Below are 23,001 nucleotides of genomic sequence, written 5' to 3'. Positions count from 1 at the left end.
TGATGCAAAAATCCGGTGCGGGGCTGTTTCAGGCTTTTCTATTATGATTGATTGTCGGATTGCTGACCGGCGCTTGGCTGTTGCTGCTGATTGAATGCTTCGGTAACTTCCTCTTCGGAAATCCCGGTTTCAAAATCACCCGGAACCGGCATTTTGTTCAGCTCCGTACGCTGTACTTCGGCTTTAGTCGGCTGATTGCCATTGTGGTTTGTTTCGCTCATTGTGGCACCTCCTTTATCGTGGACAAATGTAGGATTCCAATGCTGGGATGAAATTATACCAAAATTACCACATGTTTCTTACCCTTACCGAATCACGACCCGGGGACATTAACGAAAAATGTACTTGGGGTAGGTTGAAACCGCTTTGATCATCATTTCAGGCGCTGTTCTTTTCGTAAGTAGCGAAGAACATTCGTAATTTCATATTGGATGCAGAATTCAAGCTCAACGGGCAGCGGTTTATCTGCTATCATAGGAGTATTCTTAGCTTTTGCAGGCGTACGTAAGGCAGTACATATGGAATGGAGTAATGAGAAGATGAGCAAGTCCTACTCGATGCACCCGCTCGGGGATGCTGCCGTTCTTGTCCAGTTAGGCGATGGGATCACCGATGCGGTCCATCAGCGGGTCGTTGACTTTACGCAGCGGGTGGAACGGAATCCTTTTCGGGGGTTTATAGAGTGCGTGCCTTCCTTTACCACCTTAAGCATTTATTACGACCCCTTGACGGTTCAGAAACCGGATGATTCGAGTTCCACATTCGACTATGTGTGCTCCTTGCTGCAAGAACGATTTAAAGCGGATGAAGAAAATGGGAAGCAACGTTCCATCCAGGAGGTAGTGGATATTCCAGTCTGTTATGGCGGTGATTATGGACCGGATCTGGAGATCGTGGCGGAGCATAACGGAATAACGGCCGATGAGGTCATCCGTCTGCATTCGGGGCAGGATTACTTGGTTTATGTGATCGGGTTCGCGCCCGGTTTTCCTTATATCGGCGGTGTTCCAGAGCGTATTGCCGCTCCCCGAAAACAGACGCCCAGACCGCGTATCCCGGCTGGCTCTGTTGGGATCGCGGGCACGCAAACGGGCATTTACCCGATCGAAACGCCGGGAGGCTGGCAAATTATCGGCCGTACCCCGCTCGCCCTGTTCAGACCAGACCGGCAGCCTCCGACTTTGCTGCAGTGCGGGCAGTACATTCGTTTTCGGCCGATTGACCGGCGGAATATGATCGACTAAGGGAAGTGATGCTATGCGATTAACCGTCTTGAAGCCGGGGCTGCTGGTTACCGTTCAAGATCTTGGAAGGTTTGGCTATGGCAAGTACGGAGTCATTACGTCCGGTGCTATGGACAAGGAGTCCCATCGTGTCGCCAACTGGCTCGTAGGCAATCCGGACGAAGCGGCTGCGCTCGAAATCACGTGGTCCGGATTCTCGCTGCGGATGGAGGAGGACGGATGGATTGCCGTTACGGGCGGGGATTTGTCGCCGCGGATCGAGGATACGCCTGTACCGATGTGGCGACCGGTTTATGTCCGGAGGGATAGTGTCCTCACGTTTCAACAAGTCCGTTTCGGATGCCGCGCATATCTCGCCGTGTCGGGAGGGCTTAACGTCCCGAAGGTTATGGACAGCCGCAGCACCTATTTGCGGGCCGGCATCGGCGGATGGGAGGGACGACCGCTTCATGCAGGCGACCGTTTGTCCACATACCCGTCACGGCTTTCGAACCGATCGGTTGACCGTTCTACAATAACAGGCGCATTCTATGCGCCGCGATGGTTTGCGCTGCCGGGGAAGATTCCGGCAACCGGGCAGGAGGTAACTGTCCGGGCCATGCCGGGGCGCCAATATGAGGATTTTGACGAAGTCAGCCGGCATGGCTTCTTCCATCAACCGTTCCGGATCCGTCCCGAATCCGACCGGATGGGGTACCGATTGAAAGGCCCCGATCTGCGGCTGACTAAGGCTAAGGAATATGTGTCGGAAGCCGTTGCTTTGGGCACGATTCAGGTGCCTGCAGACGGCCAGCCGATTATCCTCATGGCGGACCGGCAGACGCTCGGAGGCTATCCGAAAATCGCGCAGATCGCTTCGGTCGATATCCCGCTGGTCGCGCAGCTCCAGCCAGGAGGAACCTTGCGCTTCAGGGAGATTACGCTCCGTGAGGCAGAACGTCTCCGGGACGAACGGGAGCGCGAGCTAGCCATCGTCCGTGAGATGATCAAGCGAAAAATAGAGGGAGTGGTTCCATGATCCAAGTGGATCTTAACTGCGATATGGGAGAAAGCTTCGGCACCTACCGGCTTGGATCGGATAGCGAGCTGCTGAAATGCATCACCTCGGCCAATATCGCCTGCGGATTTCATGCCGGCGATCCTTCGGTCATGCGTCTTACCGTACGCCAAGCGATCGCGCACGGAACGTCGATCGGTGCGCATCCGGGCCTGCCAGATCTGGTCGGCTTCGGAAGAAGAAGAATGGACATTACGCCGGATGAGGCATACGATATGGTTTCGTATCAGATGGGGGCCTTGATGGCTATCACGCTTCAAGAGGGTGGAAAGCTTCATCATGTGAAGCCCCATGGTGCCTTGTATAATATGGCGGCTGTTTCACGCCCCCTGGCCGAGGCTATAGCTTGCGCCGTCCATCGAATCGATCCGGGGCTAATCCTATACGGGCTCGCCGGCAGCGAGCTGGTGGATGCCGGCAAGCGGACGGGGCTTCGAACGGCAAGCGAAGTATTTGCCGACCGCACCTATCAGGATGACGGAACATTGACGCCGCGGAGCCTTCCCGGCGCCCTCATTACGGATGAGGAGCAATCGGTCCGGCAAGTCCTCCGGATGGTCAAGGAGGGCGTGGTCATGTCGCAGTCCGGCAAGATCATTCCGATCGTCGCCGATACGATATGCATTCACGGCGACAGTCCGCATGCGCCGGTATTCGCACGTACCCTGCGTACCCGGCTTGAATCGGAAGGGGTGCGAGTGCAGTCGATCCTTTAAATAAGGCTTCCAACACCTCAATACAGGTATACCGTAGATCATACGCCATTCAATCATGAAGAACTCGTGAGATAATATACATTATGGATTACAGGAGTATATGACCAATGAAAAAAATACTGATTTCAGGCTTCGAGCCCTTTGGCGGAAGCGCCATTAACCCGACGGAAAGATTGATTAACGATATCAAAAACGAAAGTTTCGCGGATGCGGAAATCCGAACGGTCCTGCTGCCGGTTCATTATGACGAGTGCGCCGAGCTCCTGCTGAAGGAGGTCCGTACATTTGAACCGGACGCAGTTATCGCTTGCGGGGTGGCGGGAGGAAGAACCGCGGTTACCCCTGAACGGATCGCGATAAATACCAAGGATGTGCCGCCCGAATCCGTGATCGCGGACAACCGGGGGGCGAGGCCGCAGGATGAGCCGATCGATCCGGAGGGCCCGGACGGTCTGTTCGCGACCCTTCCGATCCGTGCAATGGTGAATCGGATGAAGGAAGCTGGAATTCCGGCAGCCGTATCCAATACGGCAGGCACTTATATTTGTAATAACACCATGTATGCGGTGCTGAACGAGATCCGGAAGCGGCAGCTGCCAATCCTCGCCGGCTTCGTTCATTTTCCGGCATCGACGGAGATGGCCTTGGAGAAGCCGGGGCTGCCGACGCTGTCCCATGATACGATGCTTCGAGCGCTTAAAGTCATTGTTCGAACGACGATCGATGAGCTGACGGAATAACCGTAAGCTTTTCTGAACCGGCTTGGGTTGTTGTCTTGGGGGATGGAAATGGATGCATTAAATTTGCCTGGTGTGTAAAATTAATTAAAGCGGAGGCTATAAACTTATGATTTACCGAAGAAAAAAGTACATGGTTGACGCAAGTATCGCAGTGGCGTTTAATGAGCATTTTAACAGCACTCTATTAACGACGCAATTAAAGTATGGTGCAAGATTAGTTGGAAGATGGATGGCCCCGAATAAGGAAGGAAATGTGGAGATTTTTGCTATATGGCAATATGACAGTCTCGAAGCTTACGAAGAAATAGAGAATAATGTTAGAAGTGATAACGAGCACGTTGAACGTGTACAGAAGTGGTTTGAAAAAATGGGAGGCAGAGAGAATCTAAAAAAGGCGTTTTATTTCATTGACGAAGATTTTATCGAATCAACGGTTCCAGTCGAAAATACAATCCTTTCAGCAAAATAAAGAGATTGCTCAGCTCATAAAAACTGTATTAGTCAATAAAGGACCATCCTTTAATCGGCATTTTTTGATGGTCCTTTTTTACGTTCAAACTTAATTCGAAGGCTCCCGGATCATCGGCTTAGGAAGTTTACAATGAATGAAAGTTTGTTTGGTTAAGATGGAAGGAGGGGATGCTGCGCTCGTACTACCCTGCCGGTTAACTTAATGCGTCTTCAATAACAGGGATGCAAGGAGAGAGGAAAGGATCGCGCTGCTCCTTCAGCTGCCCGCGCGCAAGCACCAACACCCGAAATTCGTTGTCCTCACCTTCCTGATTCTCGTCATCCCTGGAATACAGCAGTCCGTATGATCCAGGGGCAATCTCCCCGATATAACGGTACAACGACAAGATTTCATCGGCTTCTGGACCTTTCTCCTTCGTAAACCCTCCAACATGCAGATAGTAACATCCGCATGCGGCATTGAGAGACAGCAGGCCGCTTCCCCAAGCATATTCCGTAATCTTTAATTGTATTTTCGGAATGATCGCTTCCAGTTGTTCCTGCTCGGCTTTCGAAGCTGTCACTTGAATGGTAATCCAGCCATGAAATTCATACATTGCTTCTCACCTCGCATCGTTTTCCTATATATTTACACCCACCTTCTTAATGTCGAAACATATTTCTCGCGGTACGCATGAGGGAAAGCAGATCGGCTCAAATAGGCAGGAAGGATACAAATCCTACAGGAATAGAAAAGGCTCCTTCGAAGGTCCGGTAACGTGATCCGGTTATTCGAGGAGCCTTGTTCAATGCTCTAGGTGCGGGCATTGCCCGATCAAGCACTTGTCCTAATGAAGCGTAATAGCCCTATGGGGCGTTATTTCAACCTTACGATAAGGGCGTTGCTGATCTGACGGCCGGGTGCGGTAAGATAAGAGCCGTTGTAATACAGCCCGCTGGATGCGCCGCCATCCAGATTCATCGCCTGGTAGGCTCCGGCCTGCCTCATGATTTCCGCCAATTGGGGAATGGTTGCCCCTCCTGTTGTCAGCAAAATAAGCTTATGATCCTTCGTGATCCCAAGTGCGCTTCGTGCGCCTCCACCCGTTAGAATCTTCGGATCTTTAAAGCCTTCCTTCTTGACGTTCAGCGAAACTTTGCCGTCCTTCACCAGACGGGGGCCAGCTTGAAGAGCCCCTTTCATTTGTCCTTGCTCATATTCCGATTTGAAGTCCAGACCCGGAATCATCTGGGTCAGATTATTACGGTCGTAGGTAAAGATCGTCCGGTTATCGCCTGGGGCCTTGTGCAGAATGGCGCCGTTATGTACGAGATAGCCGTAAGGCGCTTTATAAGCACCGGCGGTATAGGCATCGAAGTAGGTTCCGTTGATGGCGGCAACCGCTTGATTCCGTTTCGCAAGGCTGCGCAAATCCTCGACTTTGCCGGGTTTATTGCCGGCAAGGGCCACGCCAAGCTCCACCTTCGGATGCAGAAGGGAGACGGTTACCACCTGGGCGCTGAAGCTTCGGGAACCAACCTTGAATGTTTTCTTCGCCGAAGTGACCGGCTTCAATGTATTCGAAACGAGCTTGCCCGACATCACCGGCAGTGTATTCGAAGCAGATGTTGCTCCGTCTTTGATCTGCAAGGCTGTACGGTTAGGCTCCCACTTCAACGCAAGGCCTAATTGCTGAGCGGTAAACTGAAGCGGTACATATGTGATGCCGTTCTCGGAGAACGGGGCTGCCTTGATCTGCGTTTTTTTGCCGTCAATGTACGCGGTCCTGCTCCCCAAGTAAAGGGTAAGCTGCTTATTGTCTTTTGTTATGCGAAGCTTCTTTTCGGCAGCTGTGTAGGACACTTGAATGCCCTCAAAGGTCTTAAGGAGGGACACTGGGATAAAGGACTGGTTGTTCTTGTCAACATAGGCAAGCATTTTCGGAGCGGAAGCCGCGTTCAATGGGGTCACCACCATAAGCATGGCGAGGATGACGAGTAAGAGGATTCTTTTCATGGTTCTTTCTAAACTCCTTTTCTCTATGTCTGTTTCGGTTGGCTTGAGCTCAACTCGGCTGCATGTGTGCCAATACTATATCGGCTTACCGGGATGAAACCATTAGGACCATAAACGGGTTCCTTCGCCCGATTTGTAAAAAATGGCCAATAAAATGTTGACACGGAACCACATCTCTTGTATGGTTAATTACATGAGTAACTAACCGAAGATGTAATGAAGTCTGAACACGAAAGCGGTGAGGTAATGGCGTTTCAAATTGATGACAGCAGACCGATATTCATGCAAATTGCGGACAAAATTGAAGATGACATCATAGAGGAACGATTGCCTGAGGAGACGCAGGTTCCATCTACGAATCAGTTTGCGGCCTTTTACCAGATCAATCCGGCCACAGCGGCCAAGGGCGTCAATCTGCTGGTCGATCAAGGGATTTTGTATAAGAAACGGGGGATTGGCATGTTTGTAGCAGCGGGAGCACGTGAACAGCTCATCGAGAAGCGCAAGACGGAGTTTTATGAGCAGTACGTTGTGGCTATGGTGAAGGAAGCCGAGAAGCTTGGGATTACGAAAGATCAATTATCGGAAATGATCCGCAGAGGGGAGCAAGACTGATGAGCCAAACCGTCATCGAAGTCAACAATTTGAGCAAGGTATACAAGGATTTTACGGCCGTCGATAATGTCAGCTTTAGGATCGAGGCGAATAAGATTTACGGATTGCTGGGGAGAAACGGCGCCGGGAAAACAACCATCATGCAGATGATTACGGCACAGCAGTTCTCAACCAAAGGGGAGATCCGCGTATTTGGCGAGCATCCTTATGAAAATAACAAGGTGATTCAGCAGATATGCTTTATCAGGGAGAGTCAGAAATATCCGGATTTAGTTACCGTCCGGGATGTCATGGGGATTGCCTCCGACGTATACCCGAACTGGGACGCGGAATACGCCAAAGCGCTGATCGAAATTTTCCGTCTGCCGATGAAGCGCCTTGTGAAGAGATTGTCGCGCGGCATGCTGTCAGCGGTCGGGATCATCGTAGGACTCGCCAGCCGAGCGCCCATTACGGTGTTCGACGAGCCTTATCTTGGCCTCGACGCCGTTGCAAGAGAGCTTTTCTATGATCAGCTGATCGAAGATTACACCAGCCATCCGCGTACCATTATTCTGTCCACACATTTGATAGATGAAGTCAGCAGGCTGCTGGAGCATATCATTCTTATCGATGAAGGAAAAATATTGCTGGATTCGGATACCGATGAACTCCGCGGACGGACCTGCAATGTGATCGGGCATCAATCTGCGGTTGAATCCTTTATTCAAGGCAGAAAAGTCATTCATACGGAATCGCTCGGATCAATGGTTTCGGCTACGGTGATGGGCAAGACCGAAGCAGAGGTGAAGCAAGAAGCAGCACAAGCAGGACTGGAAACGGTACCCGTATCCTTGCAGCAATTAATCGTTCATTTAACGAGAAACGGAAAGGTGGCGAGCCGCTAATGAGAGGGATATCCAGCGTTATTAACATTCATTTAAGACATAAACTTACGTGGTTTTATTTGCCTTGGATGATCATGGCCTTCAGTTTCTTGGTCAATTTGCTGATCGGTGTATTGATTAATGGAGAGACGTTGTATACGGGCGGTTTGGGTACCATCTATATATTCATGTTCGTTACCTCATTGACCACAGCGATTCAGTTGTTCCCCTTCACCACGGGGTTTAGCATACGCAGAACGGACTTTTTCATAGGGACCCTTACCTTTATAACCTTGATCAGTATCTTCAACTCGGCACTTCTTGTGGTTCTATCCCATATTGAAGTATGGACCGGGGCATGGGGAGATCATATGCGCTTCTTCAATTTACCGTATCTGAATGATGGATCATGGCTTATCCAATTCGTTGTGAATGTCATCTTAATGTTATGGTTTTCCATGTTGGGGCTGGGCATCGGAGCGTTTTTCTTAAGATTCAGAGGGATCCGAACGTTTATCATGCTTGCAGCCGTTACGATCATCATCTCGGGTCTCAGCTTGATTGCGATGCGATACGAATGGTGGGGGCCGATCTTTAAATGGTTTGCTAGTCATTCTGCTCTCGACTTGACGCTATGGATGATTCCGATTGTGCTTATCCTTGCACTGTGCTCTCGCCAGTGTCTGCGCAGATCAACGGTGTAATTGCCAGAAGATGCAACAGGGAGGTGCACCAAGATCATTGGATCTTGGGGGTGCCTCTCTTTTTTTTGTGTGAAAAAGCGTTCTTCGTACAAATGACCTGCCTTGGTTCGTCGTCCGGGCTTCGGGTTATAGCAGCGTACAGCATCCATCATTACGCCGCTCACAGAGTGAGGCAGGGCTGCCTGCGGCAAATGAAAAGACGCCCGATCACTCGGACGTCTTTTGCTTGCGCTTTGCTTTGTGCAGTTCTTTTGCTCCCGCAAGCGTTGTTCCCGGTGGAAACGAGAGGAGCGGGTGCTTGGACGCGCCGATGTGCTGGGAGGTGTAGATGCCGGAGTGCCCGGAGAACAAGTAGCTTATGACGCAGGCCAAGAGCATATACACGGCGCCTTCTCCTCCAAACAGCTCGATTCCCATGATAAAACAAGCAATCGGGGTGTTGGTTGCCCCGCAGAATACAGCAATAAAACCTAATGCGGCCAGGAAAGGGGCGTACAATCCGAGCCATCCCGATAACGCATTGCCCAGCGTTGCCCCAATGGCAAACAGCGGCGTTACCTCGCCACCCTGAAACCCTGCTCCAAGCGTCAGCGAGGTAAAGAGGATTTTACCAAGAAAGGCGAATGGCGAAACTTCCCCAGCGAAGGATTCTTCGATCAGGGGGAGGCCAAGTCCCAAGTAATCGCGTGTGCCAAGCAGATAAACCAGCCCAATGAGGATGACGCCTCCCATTGCGCTTTTGACCATAGGATTGCGGAAAACGTGGCTGTACCATTTTTTCAGAGCATGGGTAAGCTCGCTGAATAGCCGGCTTACGAGTCCGAAGAGGATCGAAGCTGCAACGACTTTCATCAGGACGATAAAGCTCAGAGGGGGAATCTCCCCGATCAGATAATGCGCATGGCCGACACCCCAGAGGGAAGTGGCGGTTAAGTTGCCGACCAGGCTGGCGATGAAGGCAGGAATTAACGCCTGGTGCGAGATGAGGCCAATGGCTAGGACTTCGAGACCAAACAGCGTTCCGGCGAGCGGTGTGCCGAAGATGGAGCCGAAGCCGCCGCTAATTCCGCAGATAAGCAGGATCTTTCGATCAAGCGATGTCACGCGAATGAGCTTGCCGAACCACTCCGATAAGCTTCCCCCCATTTGGACGGCTGTGCCTTCACGTCCGGCGGAGCCTCCGAACAGATGCGTAACCAGCGTCCCGAAGAGGACCAGCGGCGCCATCCGCAGCGGGATGGATTCTGTGCCGCCATGGATCTGTTCCAGGATAAGATTATTTCCCTTCGCACTGCTCTTGCCGAACCTTTCGTAGAGGAAGCTGACCACAACGCCTCCCAGGGGAAGGAGGAACAGCAGCCAAGGGTTTCCTATTCGAAGGTTCGTTACATAGTCAAGGCTATAAAGAAAGAAGGCAGAGGCACTGCCTGTCATCATGCCGACGATGCTGCCAAGCACGATCCATTTGATCAAATAACCTGTCAGCAGGGCGTATGGCGGCCAATTCTCGTTAGGTTCAACCCATTTCTTCATCAAATCCGTTCACCCGTTTCTGTTTATTCGCCGCTAACCCCTGGATACACAAAACAGACTCCTACCAGGAAAGCGACCTCTGGTAGGAGTCATTAGCCTCGAAAAGCGGTTATGGCGAACTCCATCGCCTCATTCAATTTGCATTCATTGTAATGGAACAGAGGTTTGCGTGTCAATAGGACAACCCGCTATGAAGCAGGTATACGATACTTGAGATTACTCAGCATGGTTTGGAGCATCGATGGATTGGGGCATGGATTTTTTTCAGGAGGAGAAATTCAACATGTCCATGGACGAAGAATATGCCATATTTTATCATTGTAAATGATAATGAGAATCAATATCACAGGATCGAGGAGAGAATGATGTCATCAAACACGTCCAAGCCAAGACTTTCAGATGCTGAGATTCATGTCCACGTCAAAGGGCGTCCATGGGCTGCGACCCTGATTATCACGGGAGGCGCGGCTGCACTGATGCTTGGCATAGCGTTATCCATATCGCTTGGAGCGGCCGAGATTGATCTGCGAAGTGTATGGGAAGCTGTGTTCTTCTTTGATCCCAGCTTGACGGAGCATCAGATTATCCAGGAGCTGCGCATGCCGAGAGTTCTCGGCGGGGCCATGGTGGGCGCTTGTTTCGCCGTATCGGGAGCCATTATGCAAGGGATGACCCGGAATCCGCTCGCCGATTCGGGCCTGCTTGGATTAAATGCGGGGGCGGGGTTCGTGATCGCGATTTGCTTTGCGTTTTTTCCGGGGCTGCCGTATATGTATCTGATTCTGCTCTCATTCGTTGGGGCTGCCTTGGGTGCGATGCTCGTGTATGGAGTCAGTTCCATGTCCAAAGGAGGGCTGACACCGGTTCGGCTCGTTCTGGCCGGTGCTGCGCTTAGCGCGCTCTTAAGTGCTCTTAGCGAAGGCATCGCATTGTATTTTCGGGTCGGGCAGGATATGGCGTTTTGGTATGCCGGCGGTACGGCAGGGATTCAGTGGAATCATCTGAAGATCATGCTGCCTTGGATAGCCGCTGCTATATTGGGTGCGATTGCCTTATCGCGCTCAATTACGATGCTTAGCCTTGGGGATGATGTAGCACGTGGACTGGGTCAGCGAACGGGGCTCGTCAAGCTGGGCGGGACGGCGATCGTGTTAGTGCTGGCAGGGGCCGCCGTCTCGGTTGTCGGCGCGGTGGGCTTTGTCGGTCTCTTGATTCCGCATGTCACGCGCAAGCTGGTCGGCGTGGATTACCGGCTCATCATTCCCTGCTCGGCCGTGCTGGGAAGCCTGCTGGTCGTCATTGCCGATCTCGCCGCCAGAATGGTGAACCCTCCTTATGAAACGCCAGTGGGCGCGGTCATTGCCTTGATTGGGGTCCCTTTCTTCCTCTATCTGGCACGCAAAGAAAGGAGGGAGCTGTAGATGGAAGCCGTCACAAATGCCATCCAAACGCGAAAAAGCAGGAGACGGAACATCATCACCTTGTCTGTTCTGGGTGCATTGATTGTCCTGGTGTTTCTAATCAGCATGAACACCGGCGTGATTCGGCTATCCCCCGTCGAGGTCGTAACGACATTGTTTGGCGGCGGAACCGATAAGCAGAATTTGGTGCTGTTTGATTTCCGGTTGCCTCGCATCGTCATTTCACTGCTTATTGGCGCGGGTTTAGCGGTATCCGGCTGCGTGATGCAGGGAATATCCCGCAACGCGCTTGCCGATCCGGGTATCCTGGGGATCAATGCGGGAGCCGGGTTGATGGTCATGCTGTTCATCTCATTTTTCCCGAACACGACAGCGGCTCCGATTTATCTGCTGCCGGTTTTAGCTTTGATTGGAGCCGGCTTGACCGCGGCCTTGATCTGCGTGCTTGCTTATAAGAAGAACCAGGGCTTTAAGCCGACAGGCCTTCTGTTGACGGGAATTGCCGTCGCAGCCGGCATAAGCGCGGCAATGATCGTGCTTACACTGCGATTGAGTCCGGAGAAATACCAGTTTGTTGCCGTCTGGCTTGCGGGCAGTATCTGGGGGTCGAGCTGGAAGTTCGTGCTGGCCTTGCTCCCATGGATCCTTGTGCTTCTGCCCTTCGTGATGTACAAAGCGCAGGTGATGAACGTTCTTAATCTTGGAGAATCGATGGCGACCGGACTGGGTGCATCCGTAACGAGGGAGCAATTGAAGCTGCTGGCAGCGGCGGTCGGCTTGGCGGCCTCCTGCGTCGCGGTGAGCGGAGGGATTGGGTTCGTCGGGCTTATTGCACCCCACCTGGGCAGACGCTTGGTCGGTGCGAAGCATCAAATGCTGCTGCCGGTAACAGCGATGATCGGTGCATTGCTGGTCATCACAGCCGACACGCTGAGCCGCTCGATCCTTCAACCGTCTGAGATCCCGACAGGGATCGTGGTTGCGGTGATCGGTGCGCCATATTTCCTGTACCTGTTATCCAGGACGAGAGCTTAGCAGCCCAGATGCAAGGGATCTTTAGGAGTTCTTGTGAAGGGAGAGGGTCCTGCCACGAGGATCTGATCGCATCGCATGGAATATACAGCCGATTGCATCGAGCTCAATTCGGTGCATGCCCCAGCCATACACTACTAAATCAGGAGGAGACAAATATGCTCACATCGAAGTATCGGGTCATACTCACAATGCTCATCATATGTTTGATTTCCGGATGCGGCGGGAAGGGAAATCCGACCGGCAACGCGGGTACTACGGGGGAAACAGCCGCAAGCGCGGATAAGCCCCAGACCGAAGTCTCGGCGCAGCCTGCGACTAGAAAGGTGGATACCATACACGGGGAAATCAAATATCCGGCAGAACCGAAGCGAATTGTTGTCGATGCCTATCTGCCAACCCTGCTGCTGCTCGGAGAGAAGCCGGTAGGCGCGACAGCGAAGGATCTGGAGAATGTCCATATCCAAGACATGATCGATGGTATCGAGAGTACCGGCGAAAACGCAACGGAAAAAATCCTGGAACTGAACCCCGACCTGATCATCAGCGCCAATTCCGATCCGGAGGTGTTCGAGAAGCTGTCCAAAATTGCGCCCACAATCATTCTTCCTTATGAAACCTATCGAAGCGTGCACGAAGAAGTGGAGGGGCTGGGTGCAATCCTTGGCAAGGAAGAAGAGGCGAAGGAATGGCTGGCTGAGTTTGACGAGAAAATAGAAGCGCTGCGCGCGAAGGTGGACGGCGTGGTGGAGGAAGGAGAAACCTTTTCGATCTTCGGCGCTTTCGGCAAGACCTTCTACCTTTATGGCGACGGCATTTATCGCGGAGGATTGGCGATTTACAAGGAGCTCAAGCTTACCCCTCCGGAACGAATCCAACAAGAACTGATTGCCACTGGTGAGACCTACAAAGAAGTGTCCATGGAGGTTCTGAAAGATTATGCAGGAGATTATATCTTTTTTGACGAGTCCAATGGTGCCGAGATGGATAAGAGCAATAGGGTATGGACTTCGATCGAAGCCGTAAGTCAGGGGCGCGTGTTTTACCTGGATGCCAAACGATTCTGGCCGTATGATCCGATTGCCGTATTGGCCCAGGCCGAGGAAGTGACGAATATGATCGTCAGCCAAAAAGAGAAGGAGAACGCGAAATAATCGATCGTTCACGAGTGGCAAGAGCAGATTCGCATCGAATTAGCCATGACCTATGTGCTATAAAGCTTCAGCCGCAATGTGGCAGGCCCTGTATAACAGCGTCTGCCATGTTTTTGTTTTCATAGAGACATCGATTCATGATGATAGGGAGCTTAAAACGTTAGAGATCATCTTACACCATGAAATTGATCCTCCAGAGCTATTGATAATAATTAACATATAAAGTAAATTTTGAATATAGAATCTACTTCCTATATATGTAAATAAAACAATAAACAGCAATTAAAAGGTTTGTTTGGATGTAGAATATTTCATGAGATTTTCGTATCTTTGCAAAGGAGGTGATGCTGTTTTATGCAAGGCAGTCTGTAAAGCTTAACGATCCATTATTGAGGAGGGATTAATGATGAGAGCGGGTTTATGCAGAATTCCGGACAAATCGAGAGTGATGCTATTGCCTTTAATGGTCGTCGTGTCTATGATCATGAGCTTTTTCCCCCTTGAGGTTTCTGCAGCAGATCGGGGTTCCTGGGCAGCCTATGTGTCTTATGCCGTAAACGACAACGTGACGTACGATGGGAAATCGTATAAAGCTATTCAATCTCATACTTCACTACCCGGATGGGAACCGCCCAATGTTCCTGCATTATGGCAGCATGTTCAAGGTGGCGGAGGTAATGATACTGCAGCTCCGACAGCACCTGCGAATGTAACTGTAAGTTCAGTCACCTCTTCAAGCGTTACTTTATCCTGGCAAGCCTCTACGGACAATGTTGGCGTGACAGGATATGATGTCTACCAGGGCACAGCCCTTGCGGCTTCGGTTACCGGTACGAGCGCGACCATAGCGGGTCTTTCACCGAACACGACCTATTCATTTAAGGTCATAGCTAAGGATGCTGCCGGGAATCTTTCACCTGCCAGTGCGAGTGTGACTGCAACAACGGCAGAAGAGACAGGCGGAGGTCCCCAGCCGACCAAGCATATATTGACAGGGTACTGGCAGAATTTTGTCAATGGTGCCAGCAAATTGAAGGTGAGAGATATACCGGATCAATATGACATCATTGTGTTAGCGTTTGCTGAGATGGACCCTGTTAACCCTGGCGGTGTCGTTTTCAATGTAGATTCTGCGCTATCCGCAGCTCTGGGCGGGTATACCAATGCCGAGCTGATCGCGGATATTCAAACTAAACGAGCTCAAGGCAAGAAGGTCATCATATCCATTGGAGGGGAATTAGGGAACATTGATTTGAATACTGCCTCGCCGAATATAACGAACTTTGTGAACAGCATGTACGGGATCATCACGCAATTTGGACTTGATGGGATAGACATTGACCTGGAGCATGGCATGAATGTGCCTAACTTAACCACCGCGATTCGCCAACTGAAGCAAAAAGCAGGAAATGATTTTATTCTGACAATGGCTCCTCAAACGATAGACATGCAGAGTCCAAACACCTCCTATATGCAGCTTTATAACAATCTGAAGGATATCACAACCGTAATGAACGTCCAGTACTATAACTCTGGATGCATGTTAGGTCGTGACGGTAAATGCTACTCCCAGGGCACGGTTGATTTCCTTACGGCGCTGTCGGACTTAACGCTGCAGTGGGTATCACCTTCCCAATTGGGACTTGGAGTACCTGCTGCCTCTTCAGCAGCCGGAGGCGGATATGTTTCTCCAACGGTCGTGAATAATGCCCTGAATTGTCTAGCAACTGGAAACAACTGTGGAAGTTATAAGCCTGTGGCTAAATACCCTGATGTACGGGGAGCAATGACGTGGTCCATTAACTGGGATGCGACTACGAATTACGCTCTTGCTAAAACGGTGAGACCATTCTTAGACACACTGCCTTAATGTTCATGATATCGTGTAACTTTAGTAGATAGTTATCATAAAATAGAGAAACCTCTCTTTGATATGTGGTGAATCCACCCATCATTATCATAGAGAGGTTTTGTTTTATTTTAGATGGTCGAAAGGATCTGTCCTTGGATACCCATGTTGGAACCATATCCCGCACTCTATTAGGTTTTATCTCTTTGATAAGTTAAGGTGTATCCGATTCGGTCAGGCCGAAATCTAATGGGGACAAATCTTTTTCAAAGACCTAAATATAATGGGACTGTCACTCTGCTAGGTCATGTCTTACGACTTCAATCGCCATTGCTTGCAGTGGGCTGCTAAGTAAAATATGGGGGGCTGTGACGGTAACTCTCTCACCAATTTCTAAATCTTCGTATAAATCGGCATCTGTTATATGATAGTAAATCACATCATTTGGGTCATCATTATTTAAATAGTCTGATAACGAATGGTTGGAGGCATCATTCCTTGAGATATTCTGAACCACCACGATCATGGGAGTTTTATCTTGGTTGATTTGCTTATCAAAAATAAAATCACCGGTCTCCATCTTGGCTTGATTGCAACCAGCCATAAAACTGCTAAGAAGCAATAGGGCAATAGCTGAATGTATTTTTCTCACTATAATTATTCTTCTCCTCATGTAATATTCCATGGGCTCTTCGTATGCTTCATGTTATTTTAAATGATACCATATTTTGTAAGGGATGATTATAGTGATTTCAGCGATTACCCAAATAGATTCAGGTCGTACGTGCATCCGATGTGGCAGGCTCGTCCACGGCTTTCAGTTTATCGTTCAGAATGCTGTCCTCAAGCACGCTGAACTTATCCCCGTATACCTTCGTTATATGCTTCTCTCCCCACGCGCAGAGCATATCCAGAATGCCGGTCAAGCTCTTGCCGTAATCACTCAGCTCATACTCCACTTTGGGCGGGACTTGATTATGAATAATGCGATTGATTACGCCATCGTCCTCCAGCTCCCGCAGCTGCTGTGTCAGCATTTTTTGCGTGATATTCGGCATGAGGCGCTTCAGCTCGCTGGTTCGTTTACGGCCATGGGTCAGGTGGCAAAGGATTACGCATTTCCACTTGCCTCCGATCACTTCCAATGTCGCTTCGACGGCAATATTGTATTTCTTCGCTTGCATATTCATCCTCCTATTGGATAGGCACTGAAAAGTAACTAGGGTACTGCGAAGTGCCTACATTACAAAAAAGTACGTTCTTCACATAAAATTCGATATGGATCATAATAGCATTTGCCAGCTGGATTACACCATACTCAATTTTTTTACAATATACAAGCAAGCGAATTGGATAGGGGGAATTTCAACACCATGATCATAGATAAAAAAAGAAGTTTCTTTGCGCTGCTGGCGCTTGCCGTCAGTGCCTTTGCGATCGGAACAACGGAGTTCATCAGCGTAGGGCTGCTGCCGTTGATCTCGGAGGATATGAATATATCCGTTACGACCGCCGGATTAACCGTATCGATGTACGCCTTGGGCGTCACCTTCGGTGCGCCCATCCTAACGTCGCTTACCTCGAGGATGTCCAGGAAGACCCTGCTGCTATGGATCATGATCATTTTTATTATCGGAAACAGCTTGGCGGCTGGCGCGGCTTCCATCGGCATTCTGCTTGCGGCTCGCGTGCTTTCGGCCTTTTCCCATGGGGTATTTATGTCGATCGGTTCGGTCATCGCCGCCAGCGTGGTGCCAGAGAACCGCAGAGCCTCCGCGATCTCCATTATGTTTACAGGACTTACCGTCGCTACGGTGACCGGTGTTCCGATCGGAACGTTTATCGGTCAGCAGTGGGGCTGGAGACTGGCTTTTGTCGCCATTGCTCTGGTCGGTGTCGCTGCTTTCATCGCGAACAGCATTCTGATCCCGTCGGACATGCCGAAAGGAGAGCGGACCTCATTCCGCGATCAGGCTAAGCTGCTGACCAATCGCCGTTTGCTGCTGATGCTCCTGATTACCGCGCTCGGTTACGGCGGCACCTTTGTTGTCTTTACTTATTTATCCCCACTGCTTCAGGATATAACAGGCTTCAAGGAAAATACGGTAGCCGTCATTCTGCTCGTTTACGGGATTGCCATAGCGCTAGGTAATATCATCGGCGGGAAAGCAGCAAATCGCAGTCCGCTCAAAGCACTGCTCTATATGTTCAGCGTTCAAGCGGTGGTGCTGTTCTCGCTTACGTTTACCGCGCCGTTTAAAGTTGCCGGATTCATTACGATTATTCTCATGGGATTTCTGGCTTTCATGAATGTTCCGGGGCTGCAGGTTTATGTTGTTGAGCTGGCTGAGCGGTTTGCGCCAAGCGCTGTGAATATGGCCTCGGCACTGAACATTGCGGCATTCAATGCAGGCATCGCCATCGGCTCCTTTTTGGGCGGCTTGATTACGAAATCGATGGGCTTGATTCACACGGCTTGGATTGGAGCGTTGATGGTATTCGCGGCGGTCGCGCTTACGGGATTGAGCTTGAAGCTGGCAAGAAAGGATTCGGAGAATCCGGATCGTCCATATACGAAAGCGGCTTGAATGGAAAATTTAGGATGAAGGGAGGTGATGTTTAAGCGTTTCATCGGAAATACTGCAACTAGGCTCCATTTCTTCACAAACATAAAACTTTCGGAGGTTCATCAACATGACAGCAAAACACTTACAAGATACAACCACTTTATATAATGGCGTCAGCATGCCTTGGTTTGGACTTGGCGTATTTAAAGTAGAGGAAGGACCGGAGCTGGTAAACGCCGTCCGCACGGCAATTCGGCATGGCTATCGCTCCATAGATACGGCCGCCATATACGGAAATGAAGAAGGGGTCGGACAGGGCATCCGCGAGGGCTTGGAAGCTGCCGGGATCAAGCGGGAGGATCTGTTTGTCACATCCAAAGTATGGAATGCCGATCTGGGGTATGAGTCCACCTTGAAGGCTTACGAGGAAAGTCTCCGGAAGCTGGGTCTTGAATACTTGGATTTATACCTTATACACTGGCCGGTTGAAGGGAAATATACAGAGGCGTGGAAGGCATTAGAAATGCTGTACAAGCAAGGGCGTGTCAAAGCTATTGGCGTCAGCAACTTCCAGATCCATCACCTCGAGCAGTTAATGAAGGAAACCGAAATCAAACCGATGGTGAACCAGGTGGAATATCATCCACGACTAACGCAAAAGGAACTGCAGGCGTACTGCCAGGAGAATGGAATTCAGCTTGAGGCTTGGTCTCCATTAATGCAGGGACAGCTCCTGGATCAGGAGGATCTTCTGCGCATTGCTGAAAAGTATCAAAAATCCATCGCGCAGATCATTCTTCGTTGGGATATCCAAAACGGTGTGGTCACGATTCCGAAATCGACCAAGGAACATCGGATTATCGAGAACGCAGACATCTTTGATTTTGAATTGTCCGCCGAGGATATGCAGCGCATTGACAGCCTGAACCAAAATCACAGAGTGGGACCGGATCCGGACAATTTTGATTTCTGAGAAATTTGTGTTTACGCAAGGATAGAAGTGTAATAAATATTGCGGCTCTCCTCAATCCTCGGGCGGTACGACGGGGAATCAGGAGGGTCCATTCCTACATAATGGAAGGAGAGAGCGTTAATGAATTTGGAGCTACAAGGAAAAGTCGCTCTGGTAACAGGCTCAACGTCCGGCATTGGCAAAGCGATAGCCATGTCGCTTGCAGCGGAGGGCGCATCCGTCATTATTAATGGTAGGCATGAGGATAAGGTAAAACAGACGATCCATGACATTCATGCCGTCCATCCCGATGCCGAGCTGCGTTATGTCGTGGCGGATCTCGGAACGGAGGAGGGCTGTCACCAGGTCAGGGAAGCTGCTCCTGTCATTGACATTCTGATCAACAATATGGGGATTTTTGAGCCCGCTGAATTTTTCGATATCCCCGATTCGGAGTGGTTCAGGTTCTTCGAGACGAATATCATGAGCGGCGTCCGGTTAACCCGGCATTATTTGAAGAACATGATCATTCGGAATGAAGGTCGAATTATTTTTATCGCTAGTGAAGCAGCCATCATGCCTTCCCAAGAGATGGCACATTACAGCGCAACCAAGACGATGCAGCTGTCCCTTTCCCGGAGCTTGGCCGAGCTGACGACAGGAACCCGCGTTACGGTCAATACCGTCATGCCCGGCTCTACGCTTACGGAAGGCGTGGAGACGATGCTGAAAACCCTCTATCCCAATGAAGAGCTCACCATCGAAGAAGCGGTGCGGCGGTTTATGAAGGAGAATCGGCCGACTTCCATTATTCAGCGGCTGATTCGTCCAGAGGAGATTGCCGATTTTGTCACGTATCTCAGCAGTCCTAAATCCTCCGCGATTAACGGCTCGGCTCTCCGCATCGACGGGGGCTTGGTACGGAGCGTATTCTAAGCAACCGGATGCATCGTAGGCGCTCCGTTAGGATCGGAATTTCTGCCTGAAGGATTTGGGTTTGATGCCTGTATAGCGAATAAAACACCGTATGAAATACGGAAATGAGCCGAATCCGGATTCTTCGGCAATCCGTCCGATCGGATCGTTGGTGTGGATCAGCAATCGCTTGGCTTGTTCGATCCGATGCCGTGTCAAATATTCCAAGGGCGTGCAGCCGAACGTTTTTTTCATGCAAATGGACAGGTAGTTCTGATGAAAATGCATGGCCTCGGCTAATCGACGGTAGCTCACCGGCTCTTTGTAATGCTGTCTAAGATAGTTTGCGGTTCGTTCCGCAATGGCATAATGAGGATGGTGATGCTGGATCCCTTCCTCTTCAGTTTGGAGCAGCAGGAGCAGTTCTTGGAGAAGCTGCTGCTGCTTCCAGCGTGCCGTGGATGAAGGCGATTGCTGGAGCGTCTGCAGCTGTTCAAGGATGAGGACGGCTTGTTCTTTGGAAGGCAGCTCTCCGTATTTGGGGATATAAAAAGAGAATGTTTCGATTTGGACATAAGTCTGATCCGATTGCGATAAGGCAAACGGGGTTCGTTCCTCCGCTTCCGTCCAAGATCCTAGCGTCTGAAAATGAAGCCAATAAAAATGCGTCTCCTCCTGGCAGGGCTGAAATGTCCGGTGTGCCGCATCCGGTCTTAAAATCAAGTAGCTGCCGGCCTTTACCCTGTAACATACACCATTATCCTCCAGAAACAACGCTCCTCGGGTGACCAGAATCAGATCAAACACTCCGATGTTAAACCGATCCGCGTGTTTGTCTCCCTCCTGATAGGTATCTTCACCACTACTAATATAATGGGGCAGCGGCGGTGCCGTGAATTGAATCATCATGTACGTCCAAGCCTCCTCCTCTTGCTAACTTCTCTCTAGGATAATCGTTAACGCCTTCCGGATACAAGAATCAAGCATGTTGCAATCGGATAAAAAGAGGTTGTTTCTGTGTATAGGGCACCGCTCGGGTGAGATGGTATAGTTCTACCAGAGTGCACTTACAAGACAGAAACAAGGAGCGTGGACGTTCATGCTGCACGAGACTGCTTTTAACAGCTTGCCACTGGGCGCGATTAAGCCGGGCGGCTGGCTGAAAGATCAGCTGGAGATCCAAGCCAGCGGGTTTACCGGATGCTTGGAAGAGCATTGGAAGGACGTCGGAGATGACAATGGATGGCTGGGCGGCCATGGAGAGAGCTGGGAGCGAGGCCCGTATTATGTCGATGGCTTGCTACCGCTCGCCTATTTGCTTGAGGACGAAGCCTTGATTGGCAAGGCCAATCGCTGGATCGAGTGGTCGCTTGCAAGCCAGCGGGAGAACGGTATGTTCGGTCCGGAGCGTATTACCTCCGTGAACCAGGATATCGATAAGGAGCAGGACTGGTGGCATTACATGATCATGCTGAAAGTGATGATGCAGCATGAAGAAGCAACAGGCGATGAACGGATCATCCCATTTCTGACAAAGTTCTTTACTTATGTCCATTCGGTTATCGAGGAACAGCCGCTGCGGGGCTGGGCCAAAGCAAGGGGAGCGGAGATGCTCCTGTGCATCGTGTGGTTAGGAGCGATATTTTTCATGATTTTCCGTTCTGGCGAAAAGTGGAAGAGTGGGATTGGACAACCCATGTCGTGAATGTAGCGATGGGCATTAAAACGCCGGGCGTATTATTTGAGTTGAATGGCAGTCCGATGGAGCGGGAAAGCGTGCACCGGGGCATCGATTCCCTGATGACGTATCACGGTCAAGCGCATGGCATGTTCTCCGGAGATGAATGGTTATCCGGCACCCATCCGAGTCAAGGCGTAGAATTATGTGCCGTCGTCGAGTATATGTTCTCGATGGAGCAGCTGACGAGAATACTCGGGGAAGGGCGCTTCGGGGACATTTTGGAAAAGGTTGCTTTTAATGCGCTGCCTGCCGCCATCTCTCCGGATTGGACCTCGCATCAGTATGATCAGCAAGTCAACCAGATCATCTGCAATGTCGCTCCGCGGGCATGGAGCAACGGACCCGACGCCAACGTGTTCGGTCTGGAGCCGAACTTTGGATGCTGCACGGCCAACATGCATCAAGGCTGGCCTAAGCTGGCCGCGCATCTGTGGATGAAGGATCAGGAGGAGGGGCTCGTTGCCGTGTCCTATGCCCCGTGCACGGTTATGACGACAGTCGGCCGCCATGACGTTGCGGCTGTGATCGAGGTAACCGGCGAATATCCGTTCAAGGACCGCATTCGAATCCACATGTCGTTAGAACGGGCGGAATCGTTCCCTTTATCGCTGCGGATCCCCGCCTGGTGCGACGATCCCGTCATAACGCTGAATGGGCGCGAATTGCCATTCCAAGTAGAGTCCGGTTATGCAAGGATCGTACAACATTGGCAGAACGGTGACCGATTGGAACTTCACTTGCCCATGGAAGTCAGGTTGGTATCCCGAAATATGTACGCCACCAGCATCGAGCGAGGGCCGCTCGTGTATGTGCTGCCCGTCAAGGAAAATTGGCAGATGATCCGGCAGCGCGACATGTTTCACGATTGGGAGCTATACCCTGCATCCCCATGGAAATACGGCCTGCTAGCCGATACGCCGTTCGAGATAATCGAACAGGACATGGTTCGCCAGCCGTTCCAAGCACAGGATGCGCCTGTCAGGGTGAAGGTTAGGGGCCAGCTGATCCGGGATTGGAAAATGGAAGGCAACAACGCCGGCAACCCTCCGCTGCATCCAGATACGGACGGACAGCCCATTACGGAATTGGAGCTGGTTCCGTATGGAAGCGCCAGGCTTCGGATTGGGGAATTTCCATTAATCGGGGAGCGGAGAAGGGCTGATAAGCGTTAAAGCAAGCCGGATTGAACCATCGAAAAAACCGCGTTGATCGCGGTTTTTTTGTTGTACAGTTGCGTTCAAGCTTAAGATAAGTGCTTACGAAGCTCAGAAACACACATAATATGGAGTTATTGGAAAAGATGATAGCGTGCCTTGGGGTTACGGTTTATCCAACGATATAATGAATGAGACCAATACCGAAGCAGTCTATTCACGTATTTTCACGACCATCGAGTCGTTGCACAATGACGGAGGGGCATAATTTGCG

General features: G+C 50.7%; 24 protein-coding genes and 1 riboswitch. Of the genes, 17 read left to right on the top strand and 7 right to left on the bottom strand.

All coding sequences use genetic code 11. The annotated features are described in order from the left end of the window. Nucleotides 1–41: 41 nt before the first annotated feature. Nucleotides 42–221: a hypothetical protein gene (locus J2Z18_RS20095; protein ID WP_007130275.1), complete on the bottom strand. Its 180-nt coding sequence runs from the start codon at nucleotides 219–221 to the stop codon at nucleotides 42–44. Nucleotides 222–539: 318 nt separating this feature from the next. Between J2Z18_RS20095 and pxpB the strand changes: the two genes are divergently transcribed. From pxpB to J2Z18_RS20070, 5 genes are all read left to right on the top strand, one after another. Continuing rightward, the gene (pxpB, locus tag J2Z18_RS20090) at nucleotides 540–1,244 is read left to right on the top strand and encodes a 5-oxoprolinase subunit PxpB (protein WP_210095205.1); all 705 of its coding nucleotides are present in this window, start codon (nucleotides 540–542) and stop codon (nucleotides 1,242–1,244) included. A 13-nt stretch (nucleotides 1,245–1,257) separates the two neighbouring features. Continuing rightward, entirely contained in the window at nucleotides 1,258–2,262 is a 1,005-nt protein-coding gene (locus J2Z18_RS20085; protein ID WP_210095204.1) for a 5-oxoprolinase subunit C family protein, read from the top strand. Further along, on the top strand, nucleotides 2,259–3,017 hold the full coding sequence (locus J2Z18_RS20080) for a LamB/YcsF family protein (RefSeq protein ID WP_007130272.1): 759 nt from the start codon (nucleotides 2,259–2,261) through the stop codon (nucleotides 3,015–3,017). The genes J2Z18_RS20085 and J2Z18_RS20080 overlap by 4 nt, the downstream gene beginning before the upstream one ends. 107 nt (nucleotides 3,018–3,124) lie before the next feature. Further along, nucleotides 3,125–3,757, top strand: coding sequence for a pyroglutamyl-peptidase I (gene pcp, locus J2Z18_RS20075; protein ID WP_028407148.1), 633 nt, complete (start codon nucleotides 3,125–3,127; stop codon nucleotides 3,755–3,757). Nucleotides 3,758–3,863: 106 nt separating this feature from the next. Then, entirely contained in the window at nucleotides 3,864–4,226 is a 363-nt protein-coding gene (locus tag J2Z18_RS20070) for an NIPSNAP family protein (protein ID WP_007130270.1), read from the top strand. Nucleotides 4,227–4,422: 196 nt separating this feature from the next. On the opposite strand, the gene J2Z18_RS20065 is transcribed toward J2Z18_RS20070, so the two are convergent. After that, nucleotides 4,423–4,824 (bottom strand): Imm7 family immunity protein, encoded by a 402-nt coding sequence (locus tag J2Z18_RS20065; RefSeq protein ID WP_007130269.1) that lies wholly within the window; start codon nucleotides 4,822–4,824, stop codon nucleotides 4,423–4,425. Nucleotides 4,825–5,084: 260 nt separating this feature from the next. After that, nucleotides 5,085–6,224, bottom strand: coding sequence for a phosphodiester glycosidase family protein (locus tag J2Z18_RS20060; protein WP_007130268.1), 1,140 nt, complete (start codon nucleotides 6,222–6,224; stop codon nucleotides 5,085–5,087). Nucleotides 6,225–6,470: 246 nt separating this feature from the next. Between J2Z18_RS20060 and J2Z18_RS20055 the strand changes: the two genes are divergently transcribed. Genes J2Z18_RS20055 through J2Z18_RS20045 form a run of 3 tightly spaced genes read left to right on the top strand, consistent with a single transcriptional unit; the run spans nucleotide 6,471 to nucleotide 8,409 of the window. After that, nucleotides 6,471–6,839 carry a GntR family transcriptional regulator gene (locus J2Z18_RS20055; protein WP_028407145.1) on the top strand — a complete coding sequence of 123 codons (369 nt, stop codon included), beginning with the start codon at nucleotides 6,471–6,473 and terminating at the stop codon, nucleotides 6,837–6,839. Then, nucleotides 6,839–7,726: an ABC transporter ATP-binding protein gene (locus J2Z18_RS20050; RefSeq protein ID WP_007130266.1), complete on the top strand. Its 888-nt coding sequence runs from the start codon at nucleotides 6,839–6,841 to the stop codon at nucleotides 7,724–7,726. Before J2Z18_RS20055 ends, J2Z18_RS20050 begins: the two co-directional genes overlap by 1 nt. Further along, on the top strand, nucleotides 7,726–8,409 hold the full coding sequence (locus J2Z18_RS20045; protein WP_007130265.1) for a hypothetical protein: 684 nt from the start codon (nucleotides 7,726–7,728) through the stop codon (nucleotides 8,407–8,409). The genes J2Z18_RS20050 and J2Z18_RS20045 overlap by 1 nt, the downstream gene beginning before the upstream one ends. Nucleotides 8,410–8,616: 207 nt before the next feature. Here J2Z18_RS20045 and J2Z18_RS20040 read toward each other — a convergent pair whose 3' ends face one another. Continuing rightward, nucleotides 8,617–9,942, bottom strand: coding sequence for a chloride channel protein (locus J2Z18_RS20040; protein WP_007130264.1), 1,326 nt, complete (start codon nucleotides 9,940–9,942; stop codon nucleotides 8,617–8,619). Nucleotides 9,943–10,018: 76 nt separating this feature from the next. After that, a riboswitch (Fluoride riboswitch) is annotated at nucleotides 10,019–10,080 on the bottom strand. A 227-nt stretch (nucleotides 10,081–10,307) separates the two neighbouring features. On the opposite strand from J2Z18_RS20040, the gene J2Z18_RS20035 reads away from it, so the two are divergent. The 4 genes from J2Z18_RS20035 (at nucleotide 10,308) to J2Z18_RS20020 (ending at nucleotide 15,419) form a co-directional block, all read left to right on the top strand. Next, nucleotides 10,308–11,363, top strand: coding sequence for a FecCD family ABC transporter permease (locus J2Z18_RS20035; protein ID WP_007130263.1), 1,056 nt, complete (start codon nucleotides 10,308–10,310; stop codon nucleotides 11,361–11,363). Then, a complete protein-coding gene (locus tag J2Z18_RS20030) occupies nucleotides 11,364–12,398 on the top strand; it encodes a FecCD family ABC transporter permease (protein WP_007130262.1) in 1,035 nt (344 codons plus the stop codon). 155 nt (nucleotides 12,399–12,553) lie between these two features. Further along, complete coding sequence (locus tag J2Z18_RS20025) at nucleotides 12,554–13,549, top strand: ABC transporter substrate-binding protein (protein ID WP_007130261.1); 996 nt, start codon at nucleotides 12,554–12,556, stop codon at nucleotides 13,547–13,549. A gap of 403 nt (nucleotides 13,550–13,952) precedes the next feature. Further along, nucleotides 13,953–15,419, top strand: a complete 1,467-nt coding sequence (locus tag J2Z18_RS20020) for a chitinase (protein ID WP_186332885.1) — start codon at nucleotides 13,953–13,955, stop codon at nucleotides 15,417–15,419. A gap of 271 nt (nucleotides 15,420–15,690) precedes the next feature. Here J2Z18_RS20020 and J2Z18_RS20015 read toward each other — a convergent pair whose 3' ends face one another. Together J2Z18_RS20015 and J2Z18_RS20010 are read right to left on the bottom strand one after the other, a co-directional pair. Then, entirely contained in the window at nucleotides 15,691–16,050 is a 360-nt protein-coding gene (locus J2Z18_RS20015) for a DUF3221 domain-containing protein (RefSeq protein WP_007130259.1), read from the bottom strand. 121 nt (nucleotides 16,051–16,171) lie between these two features. Next, entirely contained in the window at nucleotides 16,172–16,582 is a 411-nt protein-coding gene (locus tag J2Z18_RS20010; RefSeq protein WP_007130258.1) for a winged helix-turn-helix transcriptional regulator, read from the bottom strand. 189 nt (nucleotides 16,583–16,771) lie between these two features. Between J2Z18_RS20010 and J2Z18_RS20005 the strand changes: the two genes are divergently transcribed. The 3 genes from J2Z18_RS20005 (at nucleotide 16,772) to J2Z18_RS19995 (ending at nucleotide 19,853) form a co-directional block, all read left to right on the top strand. Further along, nucleotides 16,772–17,986: an MFS transporter gene (locus J2Z18_RS20005; protein WP_007130257.1), complete on the top strand. Its 1,215-nt coding sequence runs from the start codon at nucleotides 16,772–16,774 to the stop codon at nucleotides 17,984–17,986. 106 nt (nucleotides 17,987–18,092) lie between these two features. Beyond that, nucleotides 18,093–18,938: a glyoxal/methylglyoxal reductase gene (gene pgoN, locus J2Z18_RS20000; RefSeq protein ID WP_007130256.1), complete on the top strand. Its 846-nt coding sequence runs from the start codon at nucleotides 18,093–18,095 to the stop codon at nucleotides 18,936–18,938. Nucleotides 18,939–19,058: 120 nt separating this feature from the next. Further along, nucleotides 19,059–19,853 (top strand): SDR family NAD(P)-dependent oxidoreductase, encoded by a 795-nt coding sequence (locus tag J2Z18_RS19995; RefSeq protein ID WP_210095203.1) that lies wholly within the window; start codon nucleotides 19,059–19,061, stop codon nucleotides 19,851–19,853. Nucleotides 19,854–19,880: 27 nt separating this feature from the next. Here J2Z18_RS19995 and J2Z18_RS19990 read toward each other — a convergent pair whose 3' ends face one another. Next, a complete protein-coding gene (locus tag J2Z18_RS19990; protein ID WP_007130254.1) occupies nucleotides 19,881–20,741 on the bottom strand; it encodes a helix-turn-helix transcriptional regulator in 861 nt (286 codons plus the stop codon). A gap of 190 nt (nucleotides 20,742–20,931) precedes the next feature. On the opposite strand from J2Z18_RS19990, the gene J2Z18_RS30560 reads away from it, so the two are divergent. Further along, nucleotides 20,932–21,537 carry a glycoside hydrolase family protein gene (locus tag J2Z18_RS30560; protein WP_245256092.1) on the top strand — a complete coding sequence of 202 codons (606 nt, stop codon included), beginning with the start codon at nucleotides 20,932–20,934 and terminating at the stop codon, nucleotides 21,535–21,537. Then, a complete protein-coding gene (locus J2Z18_RS30555; protein ID WP_276824927.1) occupies nucleotides 21,450–22,745 on the top strand; it encodes a beta-L-arabinofuranosidase domain-containing protein in 1,296 nt (431 codons plus the stop codon). The genes J2Z18_RS30560 and J2Z18_RS30555 overlap by 88 nt, the downstream gene beginning before the upstream one ends. The last annotated feature ends 256 nt before the right edge of the window (nucleotides 22,746–23,001 follow it).

Source organism: Paenibacillus lactis, assembly GCF_017873605.1.
Lineage (GTDB): Bacteria > Bacillota > Bacilli > Paenibacillales > Paenibacillaceae > Paenibacillus_AQ > Paenibacillus_AQ lactis.
Note: the sequence above shows the minus strand (reverse complement) of the source record. Positions and strands in the feature narration are given on the sequence as shown.